This window comes from Thauera phenylacetica B4P, assembly GCF_000310225.1.
Classification (GTDB): domain Bacteria; phylum Pseudomonadota; class Gammaproteobacteria; order Burkholderiales; family Rhodocyclaceae; genus Thauera; species Thauera phenylacetica.
The window spans coordinates 1-1,872 of record NZ_AMXF01000414.1; the positions used below are offsets into that span (position 1 = coordinate 1).

Here is a 1,872-nt window from a genome sequence, read left to right on the forward strand (position 1 = left end):
GACGACCGCCGCCCGCCCGCGCAGGGCAAGGGCGGCGCGCGCCAGGAGGCCTCGCGCCCGGCGGCCGGCAACGCGCTCGCCGATGCCTTCGCCCGTGCCCGCGGCGGCAAGTAAGGAGACGGCCATGCCGACGATCCATGGCATCAGGAACTGCGACACGATGAAGAAGACCTTCGCCTGGTTCGACGGCGCGGGCGTCGCCTACCATTTCCACGACTACAGGAAGGCCGGCATCGACGCCGCCACCTTGGCGCGCTGGTGCGAGCGCCTGGGCTGGGAGGCGCTGGTGAACAAGCGCGGTACCACCTGGCGCAAGCTCGCGCCCGAACAGCAGGCGATCGCCGACACCGCCGCGGCGATCGCACTGATGCAGGCCCAGCCCAGCCTGATCCGACGCCCGCTGGTCGAGTTCGCCGACGGCGAGCTCGTCGTCGGCCTGGACACCGGTGCCTTCGAGCGCCATTACCAGCGCTGAGCCACTACGGCCAACAAGAAAACCGGACCCCCGACATGAACAAGCCCCTCCCCACCAGCTACGTGCAACGCTTCCTGCTCGAAGATCTCGACATCCGCGGCGCGGTCGTGCGCCTCACCGACGTCTGGCAGGCCATGCAGGACGGGCGCGGCTATGCACCTGCCGTGGCGCACCTGCTCGGCGAGATGAGCGCGGTGTCGACCGTGATCGCCGGCAACCTCAAGCAGCCCGGCCGGCTGACCTCCCAGATCACCGGCCACGGCCCGGTCAGCCTGCTGGTGATCGACTGCGCCGAGACCCTCAACCTGCGCGGCTACGCCAAGGCCGAGGGCACGCCCGCCGCCGGCACGCTCGCCGAGCTCGTCGGCGACGGGCGTCTGCAGCTCTCCCTCGACATCGCGGGCCTGGGGCAGCCCTACCAGAGCCTGGTGCCGCTCGAAGGCGACAGCATCGCCGAGGTCTTCGAGCACTATCTCGCCCAGTCCGAGCAGCAGCCCGCGAGGCTGTGGCTGGCGTGCAGCCCGCGGGCCGCGGTGGCCCTGTTCGTACAGAAGCTGCCCGGCGCCGACGCCAAGGACCTCGACGGCTGGTCGCGCGTGCAGCAGCTCGCCCACACCGTGCGCGAGGACGAGCTGCTCGGCCTCGACGCCGAGCAGATCCTGCGCCGCCTGTTCGCCGAGGAGGACATCCGCCTCTTCGAGGCGCGCCCGGTCACCCACGAGTGGCCGGCCGATCCGGACAAGATCGCCGAGATGCTGCGCGCGCTCGGCGAGGCCGAGGTGCGCGCCGTGCTCGAGGAGCATGGCGAGGTCGTGGTGCATGACGACCTCTCCAACCACACCTACCGTTTCGATCGCAGCGACGTGGACGCCCTCTTCCGTCCGCCCACCCTGCATTGAGCGGAAAGCGGGCGATGCCGTCAGGTTTGCGCTGCCGGCCTTGCCCGAACGTCTTCGCCTAAGTACACTCGCTTGATTTTGAAGACCGTTCCGTACATGTCCGCCAGCGCGCCCGCAAGATCGATCGAGTTCCACAACACGACCCTGGGCGCCACCGTCGCCGTCCTGCTGGCGGCGGAACCGAGCACGCTCGCCGATTCCCTGCACAAGATGCTCGGTGGCATGCCCGACTTCTTCAACGGCGAGGCGGTCATCCTCGACTTCGCCGGCGTGGCGCAGCTCCCCGCACGTATCGACTGGTCCGGCCTGCAGTCCCTGCTGCGCCGCTACCGGCTGCAGCCGATCGGCGTCATGCGCCTGCCCGCGGAACACCACGAGGGCGTTCGCCGCGCCGGCCTGGCGCTGATCGACCCTTCGCAGCTCGCCGGCCGCCCGCCCGCAGAGGCGCCCGCGCAGCCGGCCCCACCCCCGGAGCCAGTCGCCACGCAGGCGCCCCCC

Annotated in this window: 3 protein-coding genes; all 3 read left to right on the top strand. The window is 70.8% G+C overall.

What is annotated here, in order from left to right; all coding sequences use genetic code 11:
- The first annotated feature begins 124 nt into the window (after positions 1–124).
- Positions 125–475, top strand: coding sequence for an ArsC family reductase (locus C667_RS22615; protein WP_004387297.1), 351 nt, complete (start codon positions 125–127; stop codon positions 473–475).
- Positions 476–510: 35 nt separating this feature from the next.
- A complete protein-coding gene (hslO, locus tag C667_RS22620; protein ID WP_004387298.1) occupies positions 511–1,374 on the top strand; it encodes an Hsp33 family molecular chaperone HslO in 864 nt (287 codons plus the stop codon).
- A gap of 96 nt (positions 1,375–1,470) precedes the next feature.
- A partial coding sequence (locus C667_RS22625) for a septum site-determining protein MinC (protein ID WP_004387299.1) occupies positions 1,471–1,872 on the top strand: 402 nt, incomplete at its 3' end.